This is a genomic window from Xanthomonas sp. NCPPB 2933 (assembly GCF_056725225.1).
Map to the genome: position 1 here is coordinate 1,712,706 of NZ_CM161518.1, position 26,249 is coordinate 1,738,954.

Consider the following 26,249-nt stretch of genomic DNA (forward strand, 5'->3'; position numbering starts at 1 on the left):
GGTCAGGTGGTCGCGACGCGTGCGGCGATGGAACGCCGACTGCCGTCGCCAGGGAGAGAGAGGGGCTGCAACATCTGTGCGAGCGTGACGCGACGCAATGCATCGCCGACCACGTCGTTGATCAAACGCCAGTTGGAGCGCACGCCGCATGTCTGCGCGATGCCGCACTGGCCGTGGTCCTGGCTGCATTCGGTGATCGCCAGCGGGCCTTCCATTGCCTCGACGATTTCAACGAGTGTGATCTCGCTGGCCGCGCGCGCAAGCCGGTAGCCGCCATGCACGCCGCGCAAACCTTCGACCAGGCCCGCTTGCGACAACGGTTTGAGAATCTTGCTCACGGTCGGTGCTTCCAGGCCGGCCTGCTCGGCCAGCTCGCTCGCGCTGAGCACCTGATCGCCGCGTGCAGCCAGTACGGTCAGCACGACGGTGGCGTAATCGGTGAGTTTGGTGACGCGCAACATGAGAAGGCCAGGTAAATCCTAAAGCGGACCGAAATTGTACTCTTTCGAGCGGGGCAGGGCCAACCGCGCGGTTCAGCCGCCGGCAAGCGTTGGACGTTGCCGTTGGCAATGCGCTTGTGCTTGGCGCATCGCCGCGCTGCGGTCACAATGAGCGGCCCCATCACTGGACCCCGTTCATGTCGCGCAAAGTTGCCGCCCGCAAGTCACGTATCCACGGCAATGGCATGTTCGCCCTCGCCGCGCTCCGCAAGGGCGAGCGCATCATTCAATACAAAGGGCGCCTGCGCACGCATGCGGAAGTGGATGCCGATGACACCGGCGATGTGGAAAGTGGCCACACCTTCCTGTTCACGCTCAGCGACGACTACGTGCTGGATGCCAACTACGAAGGCAACGTGGCACGTTGGATCAACCACAGCTGCAAGCCCAATTGCGAAGCGGTGATCGAAGAGGCCGAAGGCGACGATCGCAGCAAGGACAAAATCTTCATCGAGGCCAAGCGTGCGATCAAGGCCGGCGAAGAGCTCACCTATAACTACGGCATCACGCTGGCCGAGCGCCACACACCGCGTTTGAAGAAGATCTGGGAATGCCGCTGCGGCTCCAAGAACTGCACCGGCACGATGCTGCAGCCCAAGCGCTGAGCACGCGCGTACCGGCATCGCGATGATGCGATGCGCACTCTCTTTGAGGAGTGCGCAACCGGGAATGCGCAATACGCGGGTTCGACCTGCATGCTGACGCAGTCGATTCACTTGTTAGTGGATCGCTTCCAACAACAGCATTGCCGTCTTACCAGACGTCTTTCGCAACAAAGGCCCGGCGATCGATGCGCCGGGCCTTTGTGTGTGTGTGCAACGCCTGTCGCGCAGTGGCACCGGTCAGCGAGCCCCGCGCTGGCGCAGCGCGGATCGTCTACTTGCCGGAAAGCGCTGTCGCCGGCACCAGTTGCTCGATGTTCTGATTGAAGTTCACCGCCACTCGTCCGTTCTGGATGCCCACCGACTCCACCTGCACATTGCCCATCACCGCCGCGATGGCCGGGTCGATGCGATAGATCGGCTCCTTGCGCGCGTAATCGGCCAGCCAGGCATTGAGCAACTGGCGGGTGCTGTGATCAAGCTTGGCGCCGGCATTGGCAGGGCGGAAGTCATCGATGGTGGGTTGATCAAGATAAAAGCCTTGCTTGGCCACGTCGTAGCGCAGCGCACTGGTCAAGGTCACGTTGCCGACCGGTGCCGGCGCGCCGCCTGCGGTGGCCAGGGCCAGATCAAAGGCCATCTTGAGCCGGTCGCCCGGCGGCAGCGACAGCGCCGGATTGCTGACCGTCATTTCGACCAAACCACCCAGTGCGTCATGCGTCTGCGGGAAGCGGCCACCCAGGAATTGCTGCAGATCGCTGCCCTGCACGCTGATTTGGTGCCCCTGGATCTGCGGCGTGGCCCAGGCACTGCTGATGGGCATTGCCAGGGCAAGAGCGAGCATGGATCCGGCAAGCGAACGCAGTTTCATCGGGTGACTCCGGTGGCAGATGACATCACCTTAGTCTGCGCCGGTGAACCACGGGTTAGCGCAGCACCGGCTGCAGCGTCGCCGAATAGATCTCCCATGTGTCGCTGCCGGCACGGGGTTGGAGTCGATACGCACCGACCAGACGCTGCGTGCCGGCGGTGGTGCGCACGGTCAGTTGCACCGGTACTTCGATCAGCTTGGGCGGATGCTGCTGGTCCAAGGCAATGGGTGGGTCGTTGTTGATGCGCATCGATTGGATATTGGTGATGCCGCGTAGCGCTGCGTCATCCGGCACCGGTGAGGGACGACCGCCGGTCCACAGCGCATCGGCATCCGCGCGTGCCGTACCGGGCAGTGCGCCCAGATACCGATGCACGGTGGCGCTTGCTTTGGCGAAGTTGCTGCGCGCTGTGGCGTCGTTGGGGTCCGGTGCCGGCACCAGTGGTGCAGGCGCTCCAGCGTTGGTGACTGTGCCTGGAGTGCCTGTCACAGCCTCGGTTGGCGACGAGGGCGCAGCAACAGGCGTGCGTTTGTCTTCGGTGCGCTGACAACTGCAGCCAGCGATTGCAGCGGCAAATACCACGATTCCAGCCCAGCGCATGGCGCGTCCCCATCCCCGATGCGCGCAGTGTAACGGTCCGCGCAATGCGGCGATGCAGGCCTCAAGCGCCTGGCGTTGGGTGCACGCGCTGCAGGCGCTCCAGCAGCAGTTGCAGCTTCGGTCGCAATACATCCAACGCATCGCTGGGCTGCGCGCGCGGGCGGGCGGCCAGATCTTCCAGCAGCTGCGAGCCGACTGTCAGCGCGGCGCATTCGTCGCTGCTCAGGTCGCGGCGCAGGTGCAACTCTTCGAGCAGCCGCATCCAGTCGGCGCGCGAGCGCTGTTCGAACTCGATGGTGCAGCGGTCGTCGCAGGGGCGGCCATCGCTTTCGATGGGCGTGACCGTAATGCGATAGCGTTTTCGGGGCATGGAGATGGCGTCGTTGCTGGGCTGTCTCCACCATAGGCGCAGCGTGCGGTGGCCTCGATAGGGCAGGCCATGACGCAGTGTTCCAACATGTTCACTGTGCCGGCTGTGGTGCGGGTTTGCGCAGCAGCGGCAGCGGATCGTACGCACCGTTGCGCCCATAGACCCCATAGTGAAGATGCGGCGGCGTGCCGCGCGCGTTGCCGGTGGTGCCGACCATGCCCAGCGGTGTGCCGGGCTCGACCACATCGCCCACCTCCAAGCCTGCGGCCCAGTCGTCCAGATGCGCATAGTAATGCCGCTGCATGGCCGGCCCCAGCACCCAGACCTGCTTGCCGCCCAGGCCTTGATCGCGAATGGCGCTGACCACGCCGCGGGTTGCAGACAGCACCGGCGTGCCGCGTGGCGCGAAGATATCTACACCGGCATGGCTGCGATCGCGGCCACGCGGCGCGCCGAAGGTATCGGCGATGCGGCGCGCCTGCACGCCTTCGACCGGGATCTGCAGAGACGTCGGCGGCGGCATCCGTGACAGCTCCCAGCTGGTGCGCAGCTGCTCGGCGATCGGCAACTGCCAGGCCCAGCGTGCGGCGACACCCAAGGCGCACAGCAGGGCGACCGACACCAGCAGGCGGCGCACGCGGCGTGCGGGGCTGCGGGCGGTGGACGGCGGTGTAGTCGATGGAGGGTGGGGCGATGGATCGGTCACATGCACCTGCTGGGTTGCGAATCAGCACGCAGGGTAGGCAAGCGGCGATGAGCGGCATGTGGGTAATCACGCATGCGGTATCGCGCGCGCAAAAAAAAAGACGGCCCGCAGGCCGCCTTCGTTACACCGGATGCGTGCTCGATTAGAGCGCGGCATCCTTCAACTTCTTCAGCAAGCGAGCCTTGACCTTGAAGCTGGCCGGCTTTGCGGCAAAGGTCTGCTCTTCCTTAGTGAAGGGGTTGATGCCCTTGCGCTTGGGCTTGGCCGGCACATGGACGCTGGTCAGCTTCAGCATGCCCGGCAGAGTGAACGAGCCGGCGCCCTTTTTGCTCAGCGAGGAATGTGCAACGGATTCCAGCGTCGCCAGAACGGCGCGGACGTCCTTCGGAGCCAGCTGGGTGGATTCGGCGATGTGCGCGACCAGGCCGGTCTTGCTCAGTGCTTCCTTGATCGGCTTCGGCGCGGCGGACTTGGCAGCGGCGGCCTTCGCCGGCTTTGCGGTCTTGGTGGCGGCGACCTTTTTCACTGCCTTTTTGGGGGCAGCCTTCTTAGCGGCGGTTTTTGCCATGAGTTATGTATTCCGTATTCGTAGGTGGTGTTGGGTCTGCCGACCCAGTCGGCAACGCGAAATGTAGGGCAACTGCTGCGCGCCGCCAATAGGCAAACGATGAAACAACGCGAAAAAAGCGTCTTTCGACGGGGATTCGTTCACCAGCGGCAGAAAACGCGTACGAAACGCATTGTCGAGTCGGTTGCGATGTGCGCGTTGACGAAGCGTCTGACGCAGAGCAGCAGGTCTTCAGCGCGAGCTTGCATGCATGATCGAGCCGGCGATCTGGTGTTGGGTGTTGCCGAAATCTGCGGCTGGCTGATGGCGTTGGTCGGCATGGCCAGCGCGGATGGATCGCCGTTATGCAGGATCTCTGTAGTGCCGACAGATCGACTGCATACCTGCGATCAGCTTTGGTTGCGAGGAAATCCTGCGCTTCTTCGATAGTGGATTCGCTAATCGTTGGCGGCCGACAGGCTACGGCCGCGCTCGGTGGCTGCGGCGATTGCGCTTGCGGTGAGCGCTTCGAAGCCGCCGGCCTGGAATGCCTCGATCGCAGCCTGCGTGGTGCCGTTGGGCGAGGTCACGCGGTGGCGGAGCTGCTCCGGTGCTTCGCCGGATTCTGTCAGCATGCGCGCGGCGCCAAGCAGGGTTTGCAGCACCAGCGTGCGTGCGGTGTCGGCGGGCAGACCCTGCGCTTGCGCAGCAGCCTCCATCGCTTCGGCCAGCAGAAAGACATAGGCCGGGCCGCTGCCGGAGACGGCGGTCACCGCGTCCATCTGCGCTTCGTCGTCGATCCACACGGTGACGCCGGCGCTGTCCAGCAAGCGGGTCGCCTGCACGCGTTGCGCGTCGGAAACGCGCGCAGTGGCGTACAGCCCGGTGACGCCGGCGCCGAGCAGGGCGGGCGTGTTGGGCATTGCGCGCACTACTGCCACGTCACCGCCCGACCAGCGCTGCAGTTGCGTTGCAGTGATGCCGGCAGCGATGGACAGCAGCAGCGGCTGCTGCGCCTGCGCAAGGTCGGCCAGCTGTGCGCACACCGAAGGCAGCACTTGCGGTTTGACTGCCAATACCCAGATGGCCGCGCCGTCCACAGCAGTGCGGGCGTCTTCCACGGCGTGCACGCCGAAGTCGCGCGATAACGCCTCGCGCAATTCGGCAATCGGCTCGGCCACGCGGATGCTGGTTGCGGGCACGCCTTGCCGGATCAGCCCGGCAATCAGGCTGCGCGCCATGTTGCCGCCACCGACGAACGCGGTGATTGCAGCGTTGGTATGCGAAGACGCGGACGAAGAGGGCAGAGTCATTGCAGCACCTTGGTCAGAAAGATCAGTGGTCGGCACGCGAGGCCGATCAGGACGCGGCGGCCGGCGACGAGGCGCGTTCGCCAAACAACGCGGTGCCGACACGCACCATGGTGGCACCGGCCGCGATCGCTTCGGCGAAATCCGAACTCATGCCCATCGACAAGGTATCCACCTGCGGATAGCGGCCCTTGAGGTCTTCGAATAGCGCCTGCATGCGCGTAAACGCAGCCGCGCGCCGTGCCTGCTCGGGAAACGGCGCGGGAATCGCCATCAGCCCGCGCAACTGCAGACGCGGTTGCAGCGCGATGTCACGGGCCAGCGCATCGATCGCCTCCGGCGCGCAACCGTGCTTGCTGTCCTCGTCGTCGATATTGACCTGGATCAGCACGTTCAACGGCGCGCGATCGTCCGGGCGGTAGCGCGCCAGCAGCGGGATCAGTTTGGCGCGGTCCACGGTCTGTATCCAGTCGAAGCAGTGGCTGGCCAGTTCGGCCTTGTTGGATTGCAGGTGGCCGATCAGATGCCATTCCAATCCCAGCGCATGCAGTTCGGCGATCTTGGCCTGCGCCTCCTGCACATAGTTTTCGCCGAACGCCTGCTGGCCTTGCGCCGCCAGCGCCTGGATTGCGCCGGCGGACTGGGTCTTGGAGACCGCCAGTAGCCGGGCGGGACGCCCAGCGGCGTTTTCCGATGCGACTCGGATGCGGTCGAGAATCTGCTGCAGCGACGAGGCCGGCACGTGGCGCCCTTGGCTTGAGGGAGGGCCGCCTATAGTGAGGCCAGCGCCCTGGTCCTTCCAGCAGGTGGTGCATTCGGGGCAGCGCATGGGCGCCGATGTCCGGTCTGTTGGCCACCGGACATCGGTTTGCCGCACGCGATCTATGCAGGTGCCGGGTCAGTTGTAGTACCAGGCCTTGCCGAGATTCTGGTTGAAGTTCTTGTCGATGAAAGGAACGTTGGCTGCACCGAAGTTTGTATAGGTCAATGCATCCTTTACCCATTGATCCATCGATTCCCATGCGATCAGCGGCTGCATGCCACCGACGGGGTTGTAGGGCCCGATGAACATCTCATGGTTGGTCGGCCAGGTACTGCCGTAGACCACCTTGGGGTGATTGTCGCGCAGGCTGGCAGCGGGATTGCGCAGGTAGGAGTAGTTGCCATGTGCCGAGTAGGAAAGGGCATACACCGTCGGCCGCGGCACCGATGGATTGTTGATCCAGACGACGATGCTTTCCCAATCATGGCGATGTCCCAAACCACTGGATGGCGAGTCTTTCGGGAAGTACCAGCTGTACATGATGGCCCAGACGCCCCGGTACCAGCCCGAGCGCACGTAGACCTGGCCGGGACTGTGGCTGCAGCCGCCATTGGACGCCCCGGTGGGCTTCAAACCCTTGCTGGGATGCCCCCATTGGTCGACTGCAGGAAACGGCACGCAGCCGTTGTGCACGAACAGGTACGGTCGGTAATCCCAGTCGCGCTGGCCGATCGGGCCTGCGGGAACCTTCTCGGGGATGGGTTTGATGTCGTCGTGGTTCCAGGCTTCGTTCGCATGTGTGACAAAAGGGCAAAGCAAAGCGACGACGCTGGCGATCAGCAGCGATTTCATGGTGTTTCACTCATTGGGGAGGGCGCTGCAACGGATGCAGGAGCGGTCGCCAACGTGTGCCACGGGCTGTACATGTGCCGGCCCCGGGGCAACGCGTCATCGTTCAGTCCGCTCCGCCTGCGCCATTGTGCGCAGCCGGATTGCGTCACGATGTTGTGTGGATGACAGCTTGAATTTCAGGCATAACTGCGCGGCCGGACGGTGCGTTTGCGCACAATCGGCGTGTAGCTGGATCGCGCTGCGTCGTACGGCGATCGGCGCTTGGCCGGCGCTTGCGCAAGCTGGAGATGATTGCGGGGTCTCGAGAACCGGCCTCGCAGCTTTACCGTTCATGCCGGCATGGCAGCCGGCGCGACGATTGCTGGGCGTAGGCAGGTTCTGCCGTGAATCTGGCGGGCTGGGCTGGCCGCAGTGGACGCCGGCAGCAGGCGGCCAGTTCGTTGCAATGAAACCGATGCGCGGGCTCTTCCAGGGCGGGGGCAGAACGCTATACTGCCGCTCGGGGAGTACCTTCCAATCGCAGCCTAGGGGAAAAGCAGCGCATGGATATCGCTGAACTATTGGCGTTTTCTGTCAAAAATAAGGCATCGGACCTGCATCTGTCGGCCGGCTTGCCGCCGATGATCCGTGTCGATGGCGATGTCCGTCGCATCAATATTCCGGCGTTGGACCACAAGCAGGTGCATGCGCTGGTGTACGACATCATGTCGGACAAGCAGCGCCGCGATTACGAGGAATTCCTCGAGGTCGATTTCTCGTTCGAGATTCCCTCGCTGGCGCGCTTCCGCGTCAATGCGTTCAACCAGAACCGTGGCGCCGGTGCGGTGTTCCGCACCATTCCCTCCGAAGTGCTGACGTTGGAAGACCTGGGCTGCCCGCCGATCTTCCGCCAGCTGATCGACCAGCCGCAGGGGCTGATCCTGGTCACCGGGCCGACCGGTTCGGGCAAATCGACCACGCTGGCCGGCATGATCGACTACATCAACAAGAACGAATACGGCCACATCCTCACGGTCGAGGATCCGATCGAATTCGTGCACACCTCGCAGAAGTGCCTGATCAACCAGCGCGAAGTGCACCGCGACACGCACGGCTTCAACGAGGCGCTGCGCTCGGCCTTGCGCGAAGACCCGGACATCATTCTGGTCGGCGAATTGCGCGATCTGGAAACCATCCGCCTGGCGCTGACCGCTGCGGAAACCGGCCATCTGGTGTTCGGTACCCTGCACACCAGCTCGGCGGCCAAGACCATCGACCGTATCGTCGACGTGTTCCCGGCCGGCGAAAAGCCGATGGTGCGCTCGATGCTGTCCGAATCCCTGCGCGCGGTGATCTCGCAGGCACTATTGAAGAAGGTCGGCGGCGGACGCACCGCCGCCTGGGAAATCATGGTCGGCACCCCGGCGATCCGTAACCTGATCCGCGAGGACAAGGTGGCGCAGATGTATTCGTCGATCCAGACCGGCCAGCAATACGGCATGCAGACGCTGGATCAGCACCTGCAGGACCTGGTCAAGCGCAGCCTGATCACGCGCAACCAGGCGCGCGAGTACGCCAAGGACAAGCGGATATTCGAGTAGCCGGGATTCGGGATTCGGGATTCGCAATGGCGATCTCCCGGACCGGACCCCGCTCTTGCGAATCCCGAATCTCCCATCCCGAATCCCTGCTCCAAAGGAGCACGCCATGAGCACTATCGACTTCACCTCGTTCCTCAAGCTGATGGCGCACCAGAAGGCGTCGGATCTGTTCATCACTTCGGGCATGCCGCCGGCGATCAAGGTCAATGGCAAGATCAGCCCGATCACCCAGACACCGCTGACGGCGCAACAAAGTCGCGATCTTGTGTTGAACGTGATGACGCCATCGCAGCGCGAAGAATTCGAAAAGACGCACGAGTGCAACTTCGCCATCGGCGTGTCAGGGGTCGGGCGTTTTCGTGTGAGCTGCTTCTATCAGCGCAACCAGGTCGGCATGGTGCTGCGCCGGATCGAAACGCGCATCCCCACGGTGGAAGAATTGAGCCTGCCGCCGGTGATCAAGACGCTGGCGATGACCAAGCGCGGCATCATCATTTTCGTCGGCGCCACCGGTACCGGTAAGTCGACATCGCTGGCGGCGATGATCGGTTACCGCAACCAGAATTCCACCGGGCACATCATCACCATCGAAGATCCGATCGAATTTGTGCACAAGCACGAAGGCTGCATCATCACCCAGCGCGAAGTCGGCATCGATACCGACAGCTGGGAAAATGCGCTGAAAAATACCCTGCGCCAGGCGCCGGACGTGATCATGATCGGCGAGGTACGTACCCGCGAAGGCATGGACCACGCGGTGGCATTCGCCGAAACCGGCCATCTGGTGCTGTGCACCCTGCACGCCAACAACGCCAACCAGGCGATGGACCGCATCATCAACTTCTTCCCGGAAGATCGCCGCAATCAACTGCTGATGGATCTGTCGCTCAATCTCAAGGGTGTGGTCGCGCAGCAATTGATTCCGACTCCGGACGGGCGCAGCCGCCGCGTGGCGATGGAGATCATGCTGGGCACCCCGCTGGTGCAGGATTACATCCGCGACGGCGAGATCCACAAGCTCAAGGAGATCATGAAGGAGTCCACCAACCTGGGCATGCGTACCTTCGATCAGAGCCTGTTCGAGCTGTATCAGGCCGGCGAAATCAGCTACGAAGACGCGCTGCGTTACGCCGACTCCCAGAACGAAGTGCGCCTGCGCATCAAGCTCTCGCAGGGCGGCGACGCCAAGACCCTGGCGCAGGGGATGGATGGTGTGGAGATTGCCGAGGTTCGGTGAGTCGCGCAGGACCGCTGCGCCATGGTGCATTCCGGTGCATGGTCGTGGCGTAGCACGCTGAAGAAATTCACCTGCACAAGGTTGCCGGAACTTGGCGCGTCATCTCTGCACGCAGGCGTCTGCTGCAAAAAGACAGGGTAAAGACCGCGCTGTGGTCGATGAACATGCAGCGCAGCAGTGCGCGCCTGCGGTGACGTTTCAGATGTAACCAGGCGGGCCGATAGTGTCTAATATCGCACCCCATTGCAGTGCCCGAACCTGTGAGCCTTCCCGATTCCGATCTGCGTCCGGAGCAAGAACCGCTGCCCGATGACGGCGCTGTGGTCACCTCCGGCCCGTTGACGCCGCCGCCGGATTCGGCCGGCACCGCGGCCGACGATCATGCCTATCACCACTCGGTGGCCGAAGACGCGCAAGGCATGGTGCTGGCGACGCTGGTGGCCTCGTTGGGCCTGGCGATCTTCGCCAAGGGCGGCTTGATGATCGGTGGCATGGCCGGTGTCGCATTCCTGCTGCATTACGCGTTGCACTGGAATTTCGGTCTGGTGTTCGTGCTGGTCAATTTGCCGTTCTATTGGCTGAGCGTGCGCCGCATGGGCTGGGAATTCACCTTGAAGACCTTCGCCGCAGTGGGTGCCTGCGGTGCGCTCACCGACCTGATACCGCGCTGGGCCGAGTACGCGCATATCAGCACGCTGTTTTCGGCCATCGTCGGCGGTGCGCTGGCGGGCCTGGGCATCCTGTTTTTCATCCGCCATCGCGGCAGTTTGGGCGGCATCGGCATCCTGGCGGTGTACCTGCAGCGCGAGCGCGGCTGGAGCGCGGGCAAGGTGCAGATGAGTTTCGATGCGATGCTGATGCTGGTGGCCTTCACCATCCTCACCCCGGACAAGGTGCTGTATTCGGCGCTGGGTGCGTTGATGCTGAGTTTGGTGCTGATGTTCAACCATCGCCCGCACCGCTATATGGGCGTGTGACTCAGGCGATGGCTGGCGTGCCGCTGGCGCAACCGTGCTAGGCAACTGCATGCTATGCATCCCGGGCGGCATGTAATCCATCGGCACTGCCACGTATGCTGCATGCCTCTATCTGCCGGCATGCGCTCGATCCTCGTGCCGCTACGCGTTTTCGCTCAGCATCCACGGCGGCGACAGTGCCTGGATATGCGCAAACACCGGGCAATCTTCATGATGCGCGCCAGGTAGGTAACCCAGGCTCATCAGAAATTCGCCGGTGATTTCGCCGCCGGTGAAGCGAAAGGTCTTCTTGAACAGCTTGATCCAGTCTGGCTTGGCGAGCGGATGCTGTGCATCCAGCCAGTGCGCGAAGCTGCCGTGCGAGGCGCGCAGCGTCTGGATGACCTGCGCGTTATGGATCGCCGCCAGCACCTTGAGCCGGTTGCGGATGATGCCGGCATCGCCCATCAGCCGGGCGATCTCCGTCTCGCCGTACGCGGCAACCGTGTCTACATCGAAACCGTCGTAGGCGCGCTGGAAATTGCTGCGCTTGCGCAGGATGGTTTCCCAGCTCAATCCGGCCTGATTGATTTCCAGCACCAGCCGCTCGAACAGCTCGCGTTCGTCGCGCTGCGGGAAGCCGTATTCGTACGCGTGATAGTGGCCGTGGACCGGATGGCCTGGGGCGATGCTGCAATAGCCGCTCATGGGGGTGCCTGTGATGTGCGCCTGGTGGTGGGCCGGCGCGATGGAAAGATGGGTCAAACCGTGTGAATACAGCGCCGTCCAGCGCCAAGTCTGGATGGACAAGCTAGCAGCGCACACTGCGTCGCACGAGTCCGGGGTTGCATCGCCAGCGACAACCTGAACGCGCAGGTCAGAAACGGCACCGGCACCGCGTTCGCAGTCCGGTCCATCGTCAGCATCGGCCGCCCACAGCGCCAGGCAAGCGCCAAGTATGGCAGCGGCTCTGCGCGCGGCGGAGCGAACGGCTAGAATGCGGCCATGTCCGTTTTGCCCACGCCTCTGGCCAACCAACTGCTGATTGCGCTTCCGGCGCTGTCCGACCCCACCTTTTCGCGCAGCGTCGCGCTGATCTGTCAGCACGACGAGAACGGCGCGATGGGCGTGCTGGTCAATCGGCCCTCCGAATACACGCTGGGCGAAGTCCTGTCGCAAATGGGCATCGACACCGTCGACGAGCACCTGCGCGAGCAGATCGTGCTCAGCGGCGGGCCGGTGCATCCGGAGCGCGGCTTCGTCATTCACGACGATGCGCGCGAATGGGATTCCTGCCTGGAAGTGGGGCAGGGCGTGTTCCTGACCACCTCGCGCGATATTCTCGAAGCCATGGCGGCCGGCGACGGCCCGCGCAATGCGCTGGTGGCGCTGGGCTGTGCCGGCTGGGGCGCGGGGCAGCTCGAGTTCGAACTGGGCGAGAACAGTTGGCTCACCGCGCCGTCGGATGCCAACGTGCTGTTCGCCACCGCGCTGGAAGATCGCTGGCAGACTGCTGCCGGGCGCATCGGCGTGGATCTGTTCCGGCTGACGGATTATTCCGGGCATGCCTGAGGCGGGCGCGATCCGCCCGGATGGCACGGTGCTGGGCTTCGACGTAGGGTCGCGCCGCATTGGTGTGGCCGTTGGCACCGCGCTCGGTGCCGGCGCGCGCGCGGTCGCCGTCATCAACGTGCATGCCACCGGTCCCGACTGGGCCGCGCTGGATCGTGTGCACAAGGAATGGCGGCCCGACGGCCTGGTGATCGGCGACCCGCTCACCCTTGACGATAAAGACCAACCCGCGCGTAAGCGTGCGCACGCCTTCGCCCGCCAACTGCGCGAGCGCTATGCGCTGCCGGTAGTGTTGATCGATGAGCGCTCCAGTTCGGTCGAAGCCGCGCAGCGTTTCGCGCGCGAGCGCGCCGATGGACGCAAGCGTCGCCGCGATGCCGAAGCGCTGGACGCGATGGCGGCCGCGGTCATTGTCGAACGCTGGTTGGCCGCGCCCGACCAAGCCACTCTTCTTTCCTGATATTTCCCGACCTGCGATGACCACCATGCAACTCGATTCGGACGGACGCCTGCGCCACCTGCTCACCCTGGAAGGACTGCCGCGCACCACGCTGCTGCAACTGCTCGATCGTGCCGGCCAGATTCGCGATGCCGCGGTAGGCCGCGTCGGCAAGCGCAGCGTGCTGGCCGGGACTGCGGTGTGCACATTGTTTTTTGAACCCTCAACGCGCACGCGCAGCTCGTTTCATCTGGCCGCGCAGCGGTTGGGTGCAGACGTGCTCAATTTCGATGCCTCCACTTCGTCCACCCGCAAGGGCGAGACCGCGCGCGACACCTTGAAGAATCTCGAGGCGATGGGCGTGCGTGGCTTCGTGGTGCGCCATCCCGACGACGGTGCGGTGGAAGCGCTGGCCGAGGCTGCAGGCGAGGGCACTGCATTGATCAATGCCGGCGACGGACGCAGCTCGCATCCCACCCAGGGCCTGCTCGACATGCTCACCCTGCGCCAGGCCAAGGGCACCGATTTTTCCAAGCTCAAGGTGGTAATTGTCGGCGACGTGAAGCACTCGCGTGTAGCGCGTTCGGACCTGCACGCGTTGCGCACCCTGGGCGTCGGCGAGATTCGTGTATGTGGTCCGGCCAGCCTGCTGCCCGACGACGACATGCTGGACGGCTGCTTGGTCGGCGAAGATTTCGACGCGATGCTCGAAGGCGTCGATGCGCTGATGATGCTGCGCCTGCAACGCGAGCGCATGGAAGAAGGCCTGGTGCCGTCGCTGGAGCAATACCACACCGATTACGGGCTCACCCGCGCGCGACTGGCGCGTGCCGGCCGCGATGCCGTCGTGCTGCATCCAGGCCCGATCAACCGTGGCGTGGAAATCACCGACGAGGTCGCCGACGGCGCGCAATCGTGCGTGCTGCGCCAGGTCGCCAACGGCGTCGCCGTGCGCATGGCCGTGCTGGAAACCTTGCTCGGCTAAGCAAACGCAGCAACGCGACCGCGTAGCCATAGTGCGCGGTCGTTGTTCGGATAGGCATCGCAAGCACCTAGAACCTTGCTGCCAAGATCGCGCAGCGCGCTTCGCCTTTGCGAATCCCCAATCCCCAATCCCAAATCCCAAATCCCGGCACCAAGCCGTAACACCCACTGGCCTATCGTGGCAGCTCCTTTCATCGCAGGAGATCGCAATGGGTATTTCACGTCACGCCACCGCTCACTGGGAAGGCGACCTCAAGACCGGCAAGGGCCAGCTCAGCACGCCACAGAGTGGGTTGCTGGAAAACACGCGTTATGCCTTCAGCAGCCGCTTCGGCGACGAGAAGGGCACCAATCCGGAAGAACTCATCGCGGCCGCACATGCCGGCTGCTTCACCATGGCGTTGTCGGCACAGCTGACCGAGGCCGGCTTTCCGCCGACCTCGCTGGATACGCGCGCCGACGTGGATCTGTCGATGGAGGGCGGCCCGCAGCTGTCGCAGATCCGGCTCAAGCTCAAGGCCGTGGTGCCAGGGATCGATGAAGCCAAGTTCCGCGAACTGGCCGATGTCGCCAAGAAGAATTGCCCGGTGTCCAAGGCGCTGAGCGCAGTGCCGATCAGCCTGGAAACCGAATTTTCCAGCTGATGCATACAGGGCTGCGCTGCGCCGGTGTTGCATGCCGGCGCACGCAGCTGGCGGCAACCTGAATAGGGCTTTGCAGGGCCGGTCAGGTTCAGGGCGGTTTCACTGGCGCAGGCCGAGCATCGGCAGCGTGTCCTCCCTGTAGAAGTGCCGCGATGAAAACTCTTGTGCTTGGTGCTCTGGTGATGGGTCTGGCGGTTGCGGGCAACGCAACGGCGCAGCGCTATGACAGCGGCTACCGCGATGGCGGTCGTAGTGGGTATGAGGACGGTCGTTACGAATACGCACGCGTGGTGCGTGTCGATCCGATCATCGTGACCGATTCGTATAACGAACGCAGCAGCGAACGCTGCTACAACCGTCCTTCCAACGGCTACTACACCAGCAACGATGGCTACTATCGCGATGGTGGTGGTTATGGCCAATCGGGCGTGTCCAATCGCGGTGTGGCCAGCGTGATCGGCGGTATCGCCGGTGCGGTGCTTGGCAGCCAGGTTGGCGGCGGCAATGGCCGCTTGGTTGGTACTGCGGTCGGCACCATGGCCGGTGTTGCGGCAGGCCGCTCGATCTACGAGGCCAACAATCGCAATTATCAAGGCAACGTCAGCGTGTGCGAGCCGGTCTCCTACCGTCGCGAGAGCGACCGTGTGGAAGGTTACGATGTGACCTACGAATACGCCGGCCGTACCTATCACACGCGTAGCGACTACAACCCTGGCGATCGCATCCGTGTGCGTGTGGACGTGCGTCCTGACTGATCGGTGCGAGAAGGCGTAGCGTGTGTCGATTGACGGACGCTGCATTGTCGAAAACAAAAACGCTGCGATCGTTCGCAGCGTTTTTTATTGCGCAAACCACAGTGCGCATGCAATGCCGTGTGCGATGACTCGATCAAGCAATCAAACAATCAAGCCCAATCCAGCGTCCCGCGAATCACCGTCTGCACCTGGCCGCCAGACCACACATCGCCGTCGGCATCGATGCGCAATTCCAGCAAGGCATCGAAGCCGATTTCACGGCCCTGGCTGACCACATAGCGTCGCGCCTTGCCCGGCAGTGCCTGGCGGCTGTCCAGCCATGCGGCGAGCACCGCATTGGCTGCGCCGGAAGCCGCATCTTCGAAGCGGCGGCCGTTGCCGACGAAGGCGCGGACGGCGAGGTCGTAGGCGCCCGGCGCGGCGGCGCGGGCGTAAGCGAACACGCCCATGCTGCCGGTGGATTCGGCCAGCGCAGCGATCGCCTCCCACTCCGGTTGCAGGCCACGCAGCGCGGCCTCGCTGGCCAGCTCCACCACCCACCAGGTGCGGCCGCCGTCCATCAGTGCAGGCGGCAGTCTGCCGAGCGGCCAGTCACGCAAGGCATCGCGCAGGCGCGGGTCGTCGGCCTCCACCTGCTCGGCCACGCGCGCGCGCGGGGTGCGGATGGCGATGCTGCGGTGATCGTCGATCTGCTCCACGCGTAGTGGTAGCTGGCCGGCGATGCCGTCCTGGATCAGCACGCCATCGTGCGGCGCGGCCAGGCCGGCCTCCAGCACCGCATGCGCGGTGCCGACGCTGGGGTGGCCGGCAAACGGCACCTCTTTTTGCGGCGAAAACATCCGCAGCCGATAACTGCTGTGCGCATCCGGTGCCGCAAACACGAAGGTGGTTTCCGGCAGCTTGGTCCAGCGTGCGATGGCCTGCATCGCCGCATCGTCCAGGCCTTCGGCATCGAGCACCACGGCCAGCGGATTGCCGCTGCCGGGGCGGGCGGAGAACACATCCAGTTGCAGGAAACGGCGGGTGGTCATGGTGGCTGATCTGCGGACAGGGCGCGGCAGCTTACCAATCGATACGACCGTCGATCACTTGTCGCGTCGTTCCGCCAATCCACACTTCGCCTTCGTCATCGACGTCGATGTGGACGCGCCCATCGCGGCCGACCTCGCGGCCCTGGCTGGCGACATAGCGCGACCCGGTGCCCGGCAAGCGACCTTCGCCGTGCAGGCGCGCGGCGATGCAGGCGTTGGCGCTGCCGGTGACCGGATCTTCCGGAACGCCATCACCGGGGCAAAATGCGCGCACGACCAGGTCGGCGTCGCCATGGGTATCCGGCGCGTAGACGACCAGCCCGGTGGCTGCGCTTGCCTGGCTCAGACGGGTGATGGCGGCCAGATCGGGCAGCGCCTGGCGTACCGCCTGTGCATCCGCTAATTCCAGCAGCCACCAGTTGGGGCCATTGTTCCAGAGTGCAGCCGGGCGATCGGCCGCGTGCAGGCCAATGCATGCTTCGTGCAACGCTGCGGCATGCACTTCGCCGGTCTCGATCGCCCGCGCACGCGGTGCCCGCAGCCGCACCAGCAGTGCGCCATGCCGGTCGATCACCTGCACCGGCAGCACGCCCGCACCGCATTGCTGGCGCATCCGGCCATCCGGCTTGAACGCGACCAGCCCGTGCGTTGCCGCCGCCCATGCCGCACCCACGCTGGGGTGGCCGGCGAACGGCAGCTCGGCGCGTGGCGTGAAGATGCGGATGTGGTAGTCCGCATCGGGCGCGCTGACTGGCAGGAAAAAGATCGTCTCCGACATGTTCAGCCACGCGGCAATCTGCTGCATCTGCTCTGACGACAAGGCGTCTGCCTCGAGGACCACGCCCAACGGATTGCCGTTGCCGTGTTGGCCGCCGAAGACATCCAGTTGCAGGTAGCGGTACTTGCTCATGGGGGGGAATTCCGGTCGAGGGAATGCGCGGCGATGGTTGCAGCGCAAACCGTTACGGCAGTGGAAGCAGCGCTCGGCGTGCTGTGATCGCACCCGGGGTCATGCGGGCGATATTGGCAGTAGAATCGGAGGTTCCGCCCGGCGTACCGGGCATCTTTCCCCCATTCTAAACGCCTATCTCAATGTCAGCTCCCCACACTACCGATCGTTGGATCGTCCTCAAGTTCGGCGGCACCTCGGTGTCGCGTCGTCATCGCTGGGACACGATTGGAACACTGGCGAGCAAACGGGCGAACGAGACCGGCGGCCGCGTGCTGGTGGTGGTGTCTGCGCTGTCGGGCGTGACTAACGAACTCACCGCGATTGCCGATGGCGCCGCCGACAGCGCACAGCGCGTGGCCGCGCTGGAGCAGCGTCATCGCGAATTCCTGGCCGATCTGGAACTGGACGCCGATGCGGTACTGGGCGAGCGACTCGCCGCGCTGCATGCCTTGCTGGGCGATGCGCGCGCGGCAACGCGCACGCTGGACTGGCAGGCTGAGGTGCTGGGGCAGGGCGAGTTGCTGTCCTCCACCATCGGCGCGGCGTATCTGCACGCCAATGGCCTGGACATGGGCTGGCTGGATGCGCGCCAGTGGCTGTCGGCGTTGCCGGCGCAGCCCAATCAAAGCGAATGGTCCAAGCGTTTGTCGGTGTCGTGCCAGTGGCAATCCGATGCCGATTGGCGTGCGCGTTTCGATGCGCAGCCCACGCGTTTGTTGATCACCCAAGGCTTCATTTCGCGGCACGCCGATGGCGGCACCGCGATTCTGGGGCGTGGCGGTTCGGATACTTCGGCGGCGTATTTCGGTGCGCTGCTTGGCGCCAGCCGGGTGGAAATCTGGACCGACGTGCCCGGCATGTTCAGCGCCAATCCGAAGGAAGTGCCGGATGCGCGGCTGCTGACCCGCCTGGACTATTACGAGGCGCAGGAAATCGCCACCACCGGCGCCAAGGTGCTGCATCCGCGCTCGATCAAACCATGCCGCGATTCCGGCGTGCCGATGGCGATTCTGGACACCGAGCGCCCCGATCTACCGGGCACCAGTATCGACGGCAATGCCGAGCCGGTGTTGGGCGTCAAGGCGATCAGCCGCCGCAACGGGATCGTGCTGGTGTCGATGGAAGGCATCGGCATGTGGCAGCAGGTCGGCTTCCTGGCCGATGTATTCACGCTGTTCAAGAAGCATGGTTTGTCGGTGGATTTGATCGGTTCGGCCGAGACCAATGTCACCGTGTCGCTGGATCCGTCCGAGAACCTGGTCAACACCGATGTGCTGGCGGCGCTGTCGGCCGATCTGTCGCAGATCTGCAAGGTCAAGATCATTGTGCCGTGTGCTGCGATCACCCTGGTCGGGCGCGGCATGCGCTCGCTGCTGCACAAGCTGTCGGACGTGTGGGCCACGTTCGGGCAGGAGCGCGTGCACATGATTTCGCAGTCGTCCAACGACCTAAATCTGACCTTCGTCATCGACGAAGCCGATGCCGATGGCCTGCTGCCGATCCTGCATGCGGAGTTGATCGACAGCGGCGCGATGCCGGTGAGCGAAGGCGAAGTGTTCGGCCCGCGTTGGCGCGAGATCATCGGCTCGGTGCGCCCGCGGCCCACACCGTGGTGGCATGCCGAGCGCGCGCATCTGTTGTCGCTGTCAAAAGCCGGCACGCCACGCTATGTGTATCATCTGCCCACCGTGCGTGCGCGGGCGCATGCACTGGCGCAGATTGCTGCAGTGGACCAGCGCTATTACGCGATCAAGGCCAATGCGCATCCGGCGATCTTGATGGCGCTGGAGCAGGCCGGTTTCGGGCTGGAATGCGTTTCGCACGGCGAGCTGCGCCGCGTGTTCGACACCTTGCCCGAGCTGTCGCCGCGGCGTGTGTTGTTCACGCCGAGCTTTGCGCCCAAGGCCGAATACGAAGCCGGCTTTGCGCTGGGCGTGACCGTGACCGTGGACAATGTCGAAGCGCTGCAGCGCTGGCCGGAGGTGTTCCGCGGCCGCAACGTGTGGTTGCGCATCGACCTGGGGCATGGCGACGGGCATCACGAGAAGGTCAACACCGGCGGCAAGGCGTCCAAGTTCGGGTTGTCGTCCACGCGGGTGGATGAGTTCGTGGAAGTGGCGCGCACGCTCGAGGTCACCATCACCGGTGTGCATGCGCACCTGGGCAGCGGTGTGGAAACCGGCGAGCACTGGCGGATGATGTACGACGAACTGGCCGGCTTTGCGCGCCGCATTGGCACGGTGGAAACCATCGACATCGGCGGCGGCCTGCCGATTCCGTATAGCGCCGAAGACGAGCCGTTCGATCTGGATGTCTGGGCCAAGGGATTGGCCGAGGTCAAGGCCGTGCATCCGGGCTATCGGCTGGCGATCGAGCCGGGGCGTTATCTGGTGGCCGAAGCCGGCGTGTTGCTGGCGCAGGTGACCCAGGTGATCGAAAAGGACGGCGTGCAGCGCGTGGGTCTGGATGCGGGCATGAACACGCTGATTCGCCCTGCGCTGTACGACGCCTGGCACGACATCGAAAACCTCAGCCAGCTGGACGCGCCTGCCGATGGCGCATTCGATATCGTCGGTCCGATCTGCGAATCCTCCGATGTGTTCGGCAAGCGTCGTCGTCTGCCTGCCGCCACCGCGCCGGGCGATGTGATGCTGGTGGCCGATAGCGGTGCCTACGGGTATTCGATGGCCAGCACCTACAACCAGCGCGAATTGCCGCGCGAAGAGGTGATCGATGCGCCCGCAGGCTGAGTTCATCGCGCTCAGCACGCTGGCCGGTGGTGTTGCGATGATGTTCGCCACCGCGCTCCAACAACTGAGCTTTGGCATGCTGTGGTCCGATACGTTCAAATGGGCGCTGCCCGCGCTGGTCGCCGCCGGTATCGGTGCGTGGTTGGCCTTGCGTTGGCAACGTCGAGGCGATGCGCCGGTTCCCACGCGTCGCAGTGGTGGAATGGCGGTGCGCACGGTGCTGTTGAGTGCGCTGAGCTATGTGCCGGCGGTGGCGCTGTATCTTGCAATTGCCTTCGCGGTGTCTGGCGGTGCAACGGCCGGACGTCTGGATGTGCTGTTGCTGGCGGTGCTGTTCGGGTGCCTGCCCCTGCTGTGGGCCGCGGTGCCGTTTTCCATGATTGAATATGTCCTGTGCCGACGTTATCTGCGTCGCGTACGTGTTCCTGCAGGTAGTCCATGAGCGCTTTCGACAAACACCAGATTTCCACCTTTCGTTTCGTGCGTTGCGCACTGGATGCGCAGACCGGCGTGGCGACGCTGGTGTATGCCTTCGATCAAGGCCCGGAGCTGGTCGAGACCGTCGCGGTGCCGGGCGCACCGTTCGCGCTGGACGGTGCGCACGCCACTGCCGTGCAGCAGGCGCTGCGCATCCTGCATCTCATCGCGGGCGTGAGTTACTTCAAGGCTGCCGTGCCGCCGACCATCCAGATCGATGAGTATGCGATCGATGCCGACACCGCTGCGCTGGTGGAGAGCGTCTATCTGCATGGATTGGGCGAGTTCGCCTATCGCAATGGCTTGAACCTGCACGGCAAGATCAACTTTCCGGTCGGCACACAAACTGCTGGCGATGCGCCTGCGATCGGCCTGCGCGAGCATGCCTTGGTCGCCATCGGTGGCGGCAAGGATTCGCTGGTCAGTATCGAAGCGCTGCGGCATGCCGGCATCGAGCAGACCGTGAGCTGGATCGGTGGCTCGCAGCTGATCCGCGCCTGCGCCGAGCGCACCGGTTTACCGGTGCTCAATATCGGCCGCGTGCTGGCATCGGAGCTGTTCGAACTCAATCGCCAGGGCGCGTGGAACGGGCATATTCCGGTCACTGCGGTGAACTCGGCGATTCTTGTGCTGGCTGCGTTGCTCAACGGCGTGGATCAGGTGGTGTTTTCCAACGAGCGTTCGGCCAGTTATGGCAGCCAGATTCCCGGCACCGGCGAGGTCAATCATCAGTGGTCCAAGGGCTGGGCGTTCGAGCAGGCGTTCGGCGATTACGTGCAGCGGCATGTTGCGGCGGATCTGCGTTATTACTCGTTGCTGCGGCCGTTGTCGGAGTTGGCGGTGGCGCGTCAGTTCGCCAAGACCGACCACTACGACGCGCATTTTTCCAGCTGCAACCGCAACTTCCACATCATGGGCGAGCGCCCGGTGCATCGCTGGTGCGGGGTGTGCCCCAAGTGCCATTTCGTGTTTCTGGCGTTGGCCCCGTTCATGCCGAAGACGCGCCTGGTCAATATCTTCGGTCGCAATCTGCTCGACGATCCCGCACAGGCTGGCGGCTACGATGCGCTGCTGGAATTCCAGGATCACAAGCCGTTCGAATGCGTCGGCGAAGGCCGCGAATCGCGCGCGGCAATGGCGGTGCTGGCCAGCCGTGCCGAGTGGAAGGAAGACGCGTTGGTGATGCGCTTCAGCCGTGAGATACAGCCGCAACTGGACCAGCAGGAGCTGCAGCTGGAGCCGTTGATGGCCATCGATGGCGAGCACCGTATTCCGTCGGCGCTGTGGGAGCGCGTGCGTGCGAATTTCGCAGCTTGAGGGCAGGGCGGTTGCGTTATGGGGCTGGGGGCGCGAAGGACGCGCGGCGTATCACGCGCTGCGCGCCGTGCTCCCCACGCAATCGCTGACGGTGTTCTGCAACGCCGAAGAAGCGCGCGAGCTCGATGCGCTGGCCGACCCCGCGTTGCATGTAGAAACCGATGCCAGCGCGCAGGCGCTGGGCCGGTTCGAGGTTGTGGTGAAGTCGCCCGGTATCAGCCCGTATGGCGCGCAAGCGCAAACTGCGGCAGCCGAGTACGGCACGCAGTTCATCGGCGGCACCGCATTGTGGTTCGCCGAACACGCGCAGCCTGATGGCAGCGTGCCCGGCGCCATCTGCGTCACCGGCACCAAAGGCAAGAGCACCACCACCGCATTGCTGGCGCATCTGCTGCGCGCGGCCGGGCACCGCACCGCCTTGGTCGGCAACATCGGTCAGCCGCTGCTGGAAGTGTTGGCGCCACAGCCGCCACCGGTGTATTGGGCGATCGAGTTGTCCAGTTACCAGACCGGCGAAGTCGGGCGCAGCGGCGCGCGTCCGGAACTGGCGCTGGTGTTGAACCTGTTTCCCGAGCATCTGGACTGGCATGGCGACGAGGCGCGCTACGTGCGCGACAAGCTGTCGCTGGTGATCGAAGGCCGCCCGCGCATCGCCTTGCTCAACGCCACCGACCCGCATCTTGTCGGTTTGCAACTGCCCGACAGCGACGTGCGCTGGTTCAACCATCCCGATGGCTGGCATCTGCGCGGCGATGTGGTCTATCGCGGCGAACAGGCCATCTTCGATACCGCCGACGTACCGCTGCCGGGCGAACACAATCGGCGCAATCTGTGTGCAGTGTTGGCTGCCGTGGAAGCGCTGGGTCTGGACGCTGCAGCACTGGCGCCGGCCGCACTGACGTTTCGCCCATTGCCGAACCGCCTGCAGTTGCTTGGCAGCGTGGATGGCGTCAGCTACGTCAACGACTCGATCAGCACTACGCCGCATGCCTCGTTGGCGGCGCTGACGTGTTTTGTGCAGCGTCGCGTGGCCTTGTTGGTCGGTGGACACGATCGCGGGCTTGATTGGCATGAGTTTGCCGAACAGATGGCGCAGCACGCGCCGCTGGAAATCGTGACCATGGGAGCCAACGGGCCGCGTATCCATGCGCTGCTGGCCCCGTTGGCGGAAGCCGGTCGCTTCGGTTTGCATGCTGCCAACGATCTGGAGCACGCCATGCAGTTGGCGCGCGATGCGCTGGGCGAGCAGGGCGGGGTGGTGTTGCTGTCGCCGGGTGCGCCCAGCTTCGGCGCGTATCGCGATTACGTCGCGCGCGGCCGGCACTTCGCGCAGTTGGCGGGGTTCGACCCGGCCGTGATCAGTGCGATTCCTGGATTGGGTGTGCAGTAGGTTTTATCGGCACCGATCAGGTGCCGATCAGCGCATCACAACATTCGCACCAGGCGCGGTTTCGTCCATCCGCTTCACTCTGGCGAGTGCGTTGGCGCCGTGTGCCTGTAGGGCCTGCGCGCAGCCAACTACGCATTCCCTGCGCTAGAAGATTTCTTCAACGAAGGCGTTGGCGACCGGTGCGGCGCCAACGCCGCTCGATCAATGCGTGCGTTCCACGGCGTAACGCGCCAGGCCGCGGAGTGCGGCAACCGCAGAGCTGGCTGGCAAGCCGTCCAATGCCTGTTCGGCAGCGGCGGCATATTCGGCGGCACGTTGACGGCTGTAGTCCAAACCACCGGTGGCATGAATCGCCGCCAGCACTTCGGGCATTGCGCCGGCATCGCCTTGTTCGACGATCTGGCGCAGGCGCTCCCTGGTGGTCGCATCCGAGTGCGCCATGGCGTGGATCAGCGGCAAGGTGGCCTTGCCCTCGGCCAGATCGTCGCCCAGGTTCTTGCCCAGGTCGCTGGCGTCGGCGGCATAGTCGAGCACGTCGTCGGCGATCTGGAAGGCAAAACCCAACTGCATGCCGTAGTCGTACAGGCGTTGCTGCACGCCGGCATTCGCGCCCGAGGCCAGTGCGCCCAGGCGCGTGCCGGCCGCGAACAACACCGCGGTCTTGCGCTCGATCACGCGCAGATAGGCAGCTTCGTCGGTGTCAGGGTTGTGCACGTGCAACAGCTGCAACACCTCGCCCTCGGCGATGCGGTTGGTGGTGTCGGCCAGGATCTGCATGACTTCCATGCGGTCCAGCTCGACCATCAGCTGGAAGCTGCGCGAATACAGAAAATCCCCCACCAATACGCTGGGCGCATTGCCCCACAGCGCGTTGGCGGTGCTGCGGCCACGGCGCAGATCCGATTCGTCCACCACATCGTCGTGCAGCAGCGTGGAGGTGTGGATGAACTCGACGATCGCCGCCAGCTGATGGTGTTGCGGGCCGGAGCCGCCGGCGGCGTGGCCGGCCAGCATCACCAGCATCGGACGCAGGCGTTTGCCGCCGGCGGAGATGATGTGATCGGCAATCTGGTTGATCAGCACGACGTCCGACGCCAGACGACGGCGGATCAACGCATCCACCGCAGCCATGTCGGGCGCGGCGAGGGACTGGATCTGGGGCAGGCCCAGAACGGTGGGGAGGTCTTCGGCGATGGTCATGCGCAGGCGTTCGTGATGTACGTGGATTATAGGTGCCTGGGCCAGATCCGTCCCGCCGGCGCTGTCGCCGGCCTTCACATCGGTCGCAAACCCTTGTGGCGCTTGATGCCGGCATGGCTCGGAGATGCCGGATCCCGACCTGTCCGCGCGGTATTCCCCGGCCCGCAGGTGCGCCAACGCGCCGGTGTCGGGCGCGGGGAGTGCGGTAACATTGGCGCCAAGACATTCACCGCCGCGCCCCATTGGCGCCGGCGCACCATCTCGGAACTATCTATGGCCCGCGGCATCAACAAAGTCATCCTCGTCGGCAACCTCGGCAACGATCCCGACACCAAGTACACCCAGGCCGGCATGGCGATCACCCGCGTGAGCCTGGCCACGACCAGCATGCGCAAGGACCGCGAAGGCAACAACCAGGAGCGCACCGAGTGGCACCGCGTGGTGTTCTTCGGAAAGCTGGGCGAAATCGCCGGTGAGTACCTGCGCAAGGGCTCGCAGGTGTACGTCGAAGGCGAGTTGCGCTACGACAAGTACACCGGCCAGGACGGCGTGGAAAAGTACAGCACCGACATCGTCGCCAACGAGATGCAGATGCTCGGCGGCCGTGGTGAGGGTGGCGGTGGCGGCGGCATGGGCGGCGATCGTCCGCAGCGCGCGCAGGCGCCGCGCCAGCAGCAAGGTGGCGGCGGTGGCGGTCAGGGCGGCGGTCAGGATTACGCCCCGCGCCGTCAGCAGCCGGCCCAGCAGCAGTCCGCGCCGCCGATGGACGACTTTGCGGATGACGATATCCCGTTCTGAGGAATACAACGCTCTTGGGCGCATTATGGGACTCGAGCGTGTCAGCTAACATGTAGGGTGACACCCCGTAAACATTGGCCAAACGATGTTCCGAAGGAGAAAAGATTTTCGTCTTTGGCTATCTGACGCTGGCAATAAGCAGATGCCGCAGCGCTGGCGTGAATTCCGCGCGATCGCCTGCCAGCAAACAGGCATGTTGTAAACTCGAGGTTTCCAGCTTCTGCGGTGTCTAGGAGTTCGCTTGAGATCCGTAATTTCGGGCGAACTTAAGCAGGGGTGTCACATACCAGTACACGATGGGGGCGCTTCTCGTTATAGAGGCGCCGCAAATTTTTGAGCTTGCTCCGTGTCTCGTTCATCGACAAGAACCATTTCTCCTGAGACGCTTCCTGCCGCAGGCGTCCGTTGAAGCTTGCTGCTAAAGCGTTATCGTCAGCGTAAGGCGCCGGTAGAAATTCAGTGCCCCCTGTTCTCATATGCTCAGCGATTAAATACGTTGTCGGCAACTTACCTTTGGCGCGCAGGCGATTTGCTTGACGTGCTTACCGCGGGAGCACAGGCGCTGTTTGAGTGCGCGTACCATTGGTTTGTAACGCATGCCCACCGATACCTGCATGTACAGTCGGCGCACAGCTGCGCTCAGGCTGCGCGAGAGATGCATGCCTTGCCCTGATGCTTGCCCGAGTCCTGCAGTCGTGGGTTGAGGTCGGCAAAGGAAGTTACCGCGCCTGCATCGGCAAAGCCCTCCACTTAGCATAGCTCGGCAAACAATAAGACGTCGCTGGTAATACCATGCCGTTGATGCTGATCAAAAACCTGCGCTGCTAAAGCAAATCCGGGTCCTGTTCGACGTGATCGTCGATGGCCTGTTCAATCTCGGCAACCCGAGTTTGCAGATGCGCCACGAGATTCTGGATGGAGTGCTGCACATCTGCCGGTGCAACTTCCTGGCGGTTGCGTTCCATCTGCAGAATCAGGGATGTATAGCATCCGGACATCAAATGCTTGAGCTTACGATTTTCCTCTTGCCACAGCTGGAATGTGC

The 26,249-nt window shown here is 64.0% G+C and carries 29 protein-coding genes; 14 read left to right on the plus strand and 15 right to left on the minus strand.

The window, feature by feature from the left end:
* Positions 1–2: 2 nt before the first annotated feature.
* Complete coding sequence (locus tag AC1PLU_RS07040) at positions 3–461, minus strand: SUF system Fe-S cluster assembly regulator (protein WP_481095288.1); 459 nt, start codon at positions 459–461, stop codon at positions 3–5.
* Between the two features lie 176 nt (positions 462–637).
* Between AC1PLU_RS07040 and AC1PLU_RS07045 the strand changes: the two genes are divergently transcribed.
* Positions 638–1,105 carry an SET domain-containing protein gene (locus tag AC1PLU_RS07045; protein WP_006448894.1) on the plus strand — a complete coding sequence of 156 codons (468 nt, stop codon included), beginning with the start codon at positions 638–640 and terminating at the stop codon, positions 1,103–1,105.
* 271 nt (positions 1,106–1,376) lie between these two features.
* On the opposite strand, the gene AC1PLU_RS07050 is transcribed toward AC1PLU_RS07045, so the two are convergent.
* The 8 genes from AC1PLU_RS07050 to AC1PLU_RS07085 form a co-directional block, all read right to left on the minus strand.
* Positions 1,377–1,973, minus strand: a complete 597-nt coding sequence (locus tag AC1PLU_RS07050; RefSeq protein ID WP_481095289.1) for a YceB family lipoprotein — start codon at positions 1,971–1,973, stop codon at positions 1,377–1,379.
* Between the two features lie 55 nt (positions 1,974–2,028).
* A complete protein-coding gene (locus AC1PLU_RS07055; protein ID WP_481108064.1) occupies positions 2,029–2,574 on the minus strand; it encodes a hypothetical protein in 546 nt (181 codons plus the stop codon).
* A gap of 61 nt (positions 2,575–2,635) precedes the next feature.
* Positions 2,636–2,944 (minus strand): DUF3861 family protein, encoded by a 309-nt coding sequence (locus AC1PLU_RS07060; protein WP_006448891.1) that lies wholly within the window; start codon positions 2,942–2,944, stop codon positions 2,636–2,638.
* A 91-nt stretch (positions 2,945–3,035) separates the two neighbouring features.
* Complete coding sequence (locus tag AC1PLU_RS07065) at positions 3,036–3,656, minus strand: M23 family metallopeptidase (RefSeq protein ID WP_481095290.1); 621 nt, start codon at positions 3,654–3,656, stop codon at positions 3,036–3,038.
* Positions 3,657–3,792: 136 nt separating this feature from the next.
* Entirely contained in the window at positions 3,793–4,218 is a 426-nt protein-coding gene (locus AC1PLU_RS07070; protein WP_043889331.1) for an HU family DNA-binding protein, read from the minus strand.
* A gap of 437 nt (positions 4,219–4,655) precedes the next feature.
* Positions 4,656–5,510: a pyrroline-5-carboxylate reductase gene (gene proC / locus AC1PLU_RS07075; RefSeq protein ID WP_481095291.1), complete on the minus strand. Its 855-nt coding sequence runs from the start codon at positions 5,508–5,510 to the stop codon at positions 4,656–4,658.
* Positions 5,511–5,556: 46 nt separating this feature from the next.
* On the minus strand, positions 5,557–6,249 hold the full coding sequence (locus AC1PLU_RS07080; protein ID WP_481095292.1) for a YggS family pyridoxal phosphate-dependent enzyme: 693 nt from the start codon (positions 6,247–6,249) through the stop codon (positions 5,557–5,559).
* 156 nt (positions 6,250–6,405) lie between these two features.
* Positions 6,406–7,122, minus strand: coding sequence for an NPP1 family protein (locus AC1PLU_RS07085; RefSeq protein ID WP_115040571.1), 717 nt, complete (start codon positions 7,120–7,122; stop codon positions 6,406–6,408).
* A gap of 542 nt (positions 7,123–7,664) precedes the next feature.
* Here AC1PLU_RS07085 and AC1PLU_RS07090 point away from each other — a divergent pair.
* The 3 genes from AC1PLU_RS07090 to AC1PLU_RS07100 all read left to right on the plus strand — a co-directional run bounded on the left by AC1PLU_RS07090 (position 7,665) and on the right by AC1PLU_RS07100 (position 10,916).
* A complete protein-coding gene (locus AC1PLU_RS07090) occupies positions 7,665–8,702 on the plus strand; it encodes a type IV pilus twitching motility protein PilT (RefSeq protein ID WP_006448885.1) in 1,038 nt (345 codons plus the stop codon).
* A 106-nt stretch (positions 8,703–8,808) separates the two neighbouring features.
* Positions 8,809–9,939 carry a PilT/PilU family type 4a pilus ATPase gene (locus AC1PLU_RS07095; protein ID WP_006448884.1) on the plus strand — a complete coding sequence of 377 codons (1,131 nt, stop codon included), beginning with the start codon at positions 8,809–8,811 and terminating at the stop codon, positions 9,937–9,939.
* Between the two features lie 302 nt (positions 9,940–10,241).
* Entirely contained in the window at positions 10,242–10,916 is a 675-nt protein-coding gene (locus tag AC1PLU_RS07100) for a YitT family protein (RefSeq protein WP_043889842.1), read from the plus strand.
* A 141-nt stretch (positions 10,917–11,057) separates the two neighbouring features.
* Here the strand turns inward: AC1PLU_RS07100 and AC1PLU_RS07105 are convergent, their stop codons facing one another.
* Entirely contained in the window at positions 11,058–11,603 is a 546-nt protein-coding gene (locus tag AC1PLU_RS07105) for a DNA-3-methyladenine glycosylase I (protein WP_115040570.1), read from the minus strand.
* A 297-nt stretch (positions 11,604–11,900) separates the two neighbouring features.
* Here AC1PLU_RS07105 and AC1PLU_RS07110 point away from each other — a divergent pair, with 297 nt between their 5' ends.
* The 5 genes from AC1PLU_RS07110 (at position 11,901) to AC1PLU_RS07130 (ending at position 15,289) form a co-directional block, all read left to right on the plus strand.
* Positions 11,901–12,467: a YqgE/AlgH family protein gene (locus AC1PLU_RS07110; RefSeq protein WP_006448880.1), complete on the plus strand. Its 567-nt coding sequence runs from the start codon at positions 11,901–11,903 to the stop codon at positions 12,465–12,467.
* Entirely contained in the window at positions 12,460–12,927 is a 468-nt protein-coding gene (ruvX, locus tag AC1PLU_RS07115; protein ID WP_481095293.1) for a Holliday junction resolvase RuvX, read from the plus strand. Before AC1PLU_RS07110 ends, ruvX begins: the two co-directional genes overlap by 8 nt.
* Positions 12,928–12,943: 16 nt before the next feature.
* Positions 12,944–13,891: an aspartate carbamoyltransferase catalytic subunit gene (locus tag AC1PLU_RS07120; RefSeq protein ID WP_481095294.1), complete on the plus strand. Its 948-nt coding sequence runs from the start codon at positions 12,944–12,946 to the stop codon at positions 13,889–13,891.
* Positions 13,892–14,099: 208 nt separating this feature from the next.
* Positions 14,100–14,534 (plus strand): OsmC family protein, encoded by a 435-nt coding sequence (locus AC1PLU_RS07125; RefSeq protein WP_006448877.1) that lies wholly within the window; start codon positions 14,100–14,102, stop codon positions 14,532–14,534.
* Between the two features lie 152 nt (positions 14,535–14,686).
* The gene (locus tag AC1PLU_RS07130; protein ID WP_074057700.1) at positions 14,687–15,289 is read left to right on the plus strand and encodes a glycine zipper 2TM domain-containing protein; all 603 of its coding nucleotides are present in this window, start codon (positions 14,687–14,689) and stop codon (positions 15,287–15,289) included.
* Positions 15,290–15,438: 149 nt separating this feature from the next.
* Here AC1PLU_RS07130 and AC1PLU_RS07135 read toward each other — a convergent pair whose 3' ends face one another.
* Positions 15,439–16,320 (minus strand): PhzF family phenazine biosynthesis protein, encoded by an 882-nt coding sequence (locus tag AC1PLU_RS07135; RefSeq protein WP_481095295.1) that lies wholly within the window; start codon positions 16,318–16,320, stop codon positions 15,439–15,441.
* 31 nt (positions 16,321–16,351) lie between these two features.
* Entirely contained in the window at positions 16,352–17,230 is an 879-nt protein-coding gene (locus tag AC1PLU_RS07140; RefSeq protein ID WP_481095296.1) for a PhzF family phenazine biosynthesis protein, read from the minus strand.
* A 182-nt stretch (positions 17,231–17,412) separates the two neighbouring features.
* On the opposite strand from AC1PLU_RS07140, the gene AC1PLU_RS07145 reads away from it, so the two are divergent.
* Genes AC1PLU_RS07145 through murD form a run of 4 tightly spaced genes read left to right on the plus strand, consistent with a single transcriptional unit; the run spans position 17,413 to position 23,206 of the window.
* Entirely contained in the window at positions 17,413–20,022 is a 2,610-nt protein-coding gene (locus tag AC1PLU_RS07145) for a bifunctional aspartate kinase/diaminopimelate decarboxylase (RefSeq protein WP_481095297.1), read from the plus strand.
* Positions 20,006–20,464 (plus strand): hypothetical protein, encoded by a 459-nt coding sequence (locus AC1PLU_RS07150; RefSeq protein ID WP_104551994.1) that lies wholly within the window; start codon positions 20,006–20,008, stop codon positions 20,462–20,464. Before AC1PLU_RS07145 ends, AC1PLU_RS07150 begins: the two co-directional genes overlap by 17 nt.
* On the plus strand, positions 20,461–21,816 hold the full coding sequence (gene murL, locus AC1PLU_RS07155) for a UDP-N-acetyl-alpha-D-muramoyl-L-alanyl-L-glutamate epimerase (RefSeq protein WP_481095298.1): 1,356 nt from the start codon (positions 20,461–20,463) through the stop codon (positions 21,814–21,816). The genes AC1PLU_RS07150 and murL overlap by 4 nt, the downstream gene beginning before the upstream one ends.
* Positions 21,797–23,206 carry a UDP-N-acetylmuramoyl-L-alanine--D-glutamate ligase gene (murD, locus tag AC1PLU_RS07160; protein WP_481108065.1) on the plus strand — a complete coding sequence of 470 codons (1,410 nt, stop codon included), beginning with the start codon at positions 21,797–21,799 and terminating at the stop codon, positions 23,204–23,206. The genes murL and murD overlap by 20 nt, the downstream gene beginning before the upstream one ends.
* A gap of 201 nt (positions 23,207–23,407) precedes the next feature.
* Here murD and AC1PLU_RS07165 read toward each other — a convergent pair whose 3' ends face one another.
* Complete coding sequence (locus AC1PLU_RS07165) at positions 23,408–24,406, minus strand: polyprenyl synthetase family protein (RefSeq protein ID WP_481095300.1); 999 nt, start codon at positions 24,404–24,406, stop codon at positions 23,408–23,410.
* A 273-nt stretch (positions 24,407–24,679) separates the two neighbouring features.
* On the opposite strand from AC1PLU_RS07165, the gene ssb reads away from it, so the two are divergent.
* The gene (ssb, locus tag AC1PLU_RS07170; RefSeq protein WP_168958897.1) at positions 24,680–25,204 is read left to right on the plus strand and encodes a single-stranded DNA-binding protein; all 525 of its coding nucleotides are present in this window, start codon (positions 24,680–24,682) and stop codon (positions 25,202–25,204) included.
* Between the two features lie 266 nt (positions 25,205–25,470).
* On the opposite strand, the gene AC1PLU_RS07175 is transcribed toward ssb, so the two are convergent.
* Together AC1PLU_RS07175 and AC1PLU_RS07180 are read right to left on the minus strand one after the other, a co-directional pair.
* Positions 25,471–25,680: an integrase core domain-containing protein gene (locus AC1PLU_RS07175; RefSeq protein WP_481095301.1), complete on the minus strand. Its 210-nt coding sequence runs from the start codon at positions 25,678–25,680 to the stop codon at positions 25,471–25,473.
* 348 nt (positions 25,681–26,028) lie between these two features.
* Positions 26,029–26,169, minus strand: coding sequence for a hypothetical protein (locus AC1PLU_RS07180; protein WP_481095302.1), 141 nt, complete (start codon positions 26,167–26,169; stop codon positions 26,029–26,031).
* Between the last annotated feature and the right edge of the window lie 80 nt (positions 26,170–26,249).

Coding starts and splice junctions, on each gene's coding strand:
- AC1PLU_RS07040 (WP_481095288.1), bottom strand. CDS start 461: ATGTTGCGCGTCACCAAACTCACCGATTACGCCACCGTCGTGCTGACC.
- AC1PLU_RS07045 (WP_006448894.1), top strand. CDS start 638: ATGTCGCGCAAAGTTGCCGCCCGCAAGTCACGTATCCACGGCAATGGC.
- AC1PLU_RS07050 (WP_481095289.1), bottom strand. CDS start 1,973: ATGAAACTGCGTTCGCTTGCCGGATCCATGCTCGCTCTTGCCCTGGCA.
- AC1PLU_RS07055 (WP_481108064.1), bottom strand. CDS start 2,574: ATGCGCTGGGCTGGAATCGTGGTATTTGCCGCTGCAATCGCTGGCTGC.
- AC1PLU_RS07060 (WP_006448891.1), bottom strand. CDS start 2,944: ATGCCCCGAAAACGCTATCGCATTACGGTCACGCCCATCGAAAGCGAT.
- AC1PLU_RS07070 (WP_043889331.1), bottom strand. CDS start 4,218: ATGGCAAAAACCGCCGCTAAGAAGGCTGCCCCCAAAAAGGCAGTGAAA.
- proC (WP_481095291.1), bottom strand. CDS start 5,510: ATGACTCTGCCCTCTTCGTCCGCGTCTTCGCATACCAACGCTGCAATC.
- AC1PLU_RS07085 (WP_115040571.1), bottom strand. CDS start 7,122: ATGAAATCGCTGCTGATCGCCAGCGTCGTCGCTTTGCTTTGCCCTTTT.
- AC1PLU_RS07090 (WP_006448885.1), top strand. CDS start 7,665: ATGGATATCGCTGAACTATTGGCGTTTTCTGTCAAAAATAAGGCATCG.
- AC1PLU_RS07095 (WP_006448884.1), top strand. CDS start 8,809: ATGAGCACTATCGACTTCACCTCGTTCCTCAAGCTGATGGCGCACCAG.
- AC1PLU_RS07105 (WP_115040570.1), bottom strand. CDS start 11,603: ATGAGCGGCTATTGCAGCATCGCCCCAGGCCATCCGGTCCACGGCCAC.
- AC1PLU_RS07110 (WP_006448880.1), top strand. CDS start 11,901: ATGTCCGTTTTGCCCACGCCTCTGGCCAACCAACTGCTGATTGCGCTT.
- ruvX (WP_481095293.1), top strand. CDS start 12,460: ATGCCTGAGGCGGGCGCGATCCGCCCGGATGGCACGGTGCTGGGCTTC.
- AC1PLU_RS07120 (WP_481095294.1), top strand. CDS start 12,944: ATGACCACCATGCAACTCGATTCGGACGGACGCCTGCGCCACCTGCTC.
- AC1PLU_RS07125 (WP_006448877.1), top strand. CDS start 14,100: ATGGGTATTTCACGTCACGCCACCGCTCACTGGGAAGGCGACCTCAAG.
- AC1PLU_RS07130 (WP_074057700.1), top strand. CDS start 14,687: ATGAAAACTCTTGTGCTTGGTGCTCTGGTGATGGGTCTGGCGGTTGCG.
- AC1PLU_RS07135 (WP_481095295.1), bottom strand. CDS start 16,320: ATGACCACCCGCCGTTTCCTGCAACTGGATGTGTTCTCCGCCCGCCCC.
- AC1PLU_RS07140 (WP_481095296.1), bottom strand. CDS start 17,230: ATGAGCAAGTACCGCTACCTGCAACTGGATGTCTTCGGCGGCCAACAC.
- AC1PLU_RS07145 (WP_481095297.1), top strand. CDS start 17,413: ATGTCAGCTCCCCACACTACCGATCGTTGGATCGTCCTCAAGTTCGGC.
- AC1PLU_RS07150 (WP_104551994.1), top strand. CDS start 20,006: ATGCGCCCGCAGGCTGAGTTCATCGCGCTCAGCACGCTGGCCGGTGGT.
- murL (WP_481095298.1), top strand. CDS start 20,461: ATGAGCGCTTTCGACAAACACCAGATTTCCACCTTTCGTTTCGTGCGT.
- AC1PLU_RS07165 (WP_481095300.1), bottom strand. CDS start 24,406: ATGACCATCGCCGAAGACCTCCCCACCGTTCTGGGCCTGCCCCAGATC.
- ssb (WP_168958897.1), top strand. CDS start 24,680: ATGGCCCGCGGCATCAACAAAGTCATCCTCGTCGGCAACCTCGGCAAC.
- AC1PLU_RS07175 (WP_481095301.1), bottom strand. CDS start 25,680: ATGAGAACAGGGGGCACTGAATTTCTACCGGCGCCTTACGCTGACGAT.
- AC1PLU_RS07180 (WP_481095302.1), bottom strand. CDS start 26,169: ATGGAACGCAACCGCCAGGAAGTTGCACCGGCAGATGTGCAGCACTCC.